Source organism: Streptococcus sp. DFI.7.26, assembly GCF_022240605.1.
GTDB classification, from domain to species: Bacteria; Bacillota; Bacilli; order Lactobacillales; family Streptococcaceae; genus Streptococcus; species Streptococcus xiaochunlingii.
On record NZ_JAKOGN010000036.1, the window covers coordinates 1 to 1,046 of the forward strand.

7 tRNA genes and 1 rRNA gene are annotated in these 1,046 nt (G+C 48.6%); all 8 read left to right on the plus strand.

Annotation, left to right across the window (positions count from 1 at the left end):
• Positions 1-111 precede the first annotated feature (111 nt).
• The 8 genes from rrf (at position 112) to L0M85_RS09790 (ending at position 971) form a co-directional block, all read left to right on the plus strand.
• A 5S ribosomal RNA gene (rrf, locus tag L0M85_RS09755) occupies positions 112-227 on the plus strand.
• Positions 228-354: 127 nt separating this feature from the next.
• Positions 355-427, plus strand: a tRNA-Val gene (locus tag L0M85_RS09760).
• Positions 428-429: 2 nt separating this feature from the next.
• A tRNA-Asp gene (locus L0M85_RS09765) sits at positions 430-502 on the plus strand.
• 31 nt (positions 503-533) lie between these two features.
• A tRNA-Lys gene (locus tag L0M85_RS09770) sits at positions 534-606 on the plus strand.
• A 5-nt stretch (positions 607-611) separates the two neighbouring features.
• Positions 612-693 (plus strand) — tRNA-Leu (locus tag L0M85_RS09775).
• A gap of 17 nt (positions 694-710) precedes the next feature.
• Positions 711-783, plus strand: a tRNA-Thr gene (locus L0M85_RS09780).
• Positions 784-806: 23 nt separating this feature from the next.
• A tRNA-Gly gene (locus L0M85_RS09785) sits at positions 807-878 on the plus strand.
• Between the two features lie 7 nt (positions 879-885).
• A tRNA-Leu gene (locus L0M85_RS09790) sits at positions 886-971 on the plus strand.
• The last annotated feature ends 75 nt before the right edge of the window (positions 972-1,046 follow it).

The window sequence follows — 1,046 nt, forward strand, 5'->3', positions numbered from 1 at the left end:
ACTAATACTAATAGCTCGAGGACTTATCCAAAAAGTAACTGAGGATATTTACAGCAGTTTAGATTTTTGTTAGAATATAGGTATTCAATTTTGAATGTTCATCATTCAGAGTTAAGTGACGATAGCCTAGGAGATACACCTGTACCCATGCCGAACACAGAAGTTAAGCCCTAGAACGCCGGAAGTAGTTGGGGGTTGCCCCCTGTGAGATATGGTAGTCGCTTAGCAAGATAGGAAGTTAGAAGACTTCCTTTTTTGGGAGTTTAGCTCAGCTAAGGAGAACGCAAGTTCGACTTTGTCGCAGCTGACGAAAGTCAGTGCACGACAGGGATCCAGTGAGTTAAACGACCATTTGGGAGTTTAGCTCAGCTGGGAGAGCATCTGCCTTACAAGCAGAGGGTCAGCGGTTCGATCCCGTTAACTCCCATAGGTCCCGTAGTGTAGCGGTTATCACGTCGCCCTGTCACGGCGAAGATCGCGGGTTCGATTCCCGTCGGGACCGTAGGAACTTAGTTTCTAGCAGATAATGATACGACTCGTTAGCTCAGTTGGTAGAGCAATTGACTTTTAATCAATGGGTCACTGGTTCGAGCCCAGTACGGGTCATTATAGCGGGTTTGGCGGAATTGGCAGACGCACCAGATTTAGGATCTGGCGCTTTACGGCGTGGGGGTTCAAGTCCCTTAACCCGCATAAAAGAATAATAATGAGCCGGCTTAGCTCAGTTGGTAGAGCATCTGATTTGTAATCAGAGGGTCGCGTGTTCAAGTCATGTAGCCGGCATTTTTTTATATAAAGAAACAGATGCGAACGTAGTTCAGTGGTAGAACACCACCTTGCCAAGGTGGGGGTCGCGGGTTCGAATCCCGTCGTTCGCTTGAGGAGGCCGGGGTGGCGGAACTGGCAGACGCACAGGACTTAAAATCCTGCGATTGGTAACGATCGTACCGGTTCGATTCCGGTCCTCGGCATAGACTTAGGTTGGAGAAGAAGCACCCTTAGCTCAACTGGATAGAGTACCTGACTACGAATCAGGCGGTTAGAGG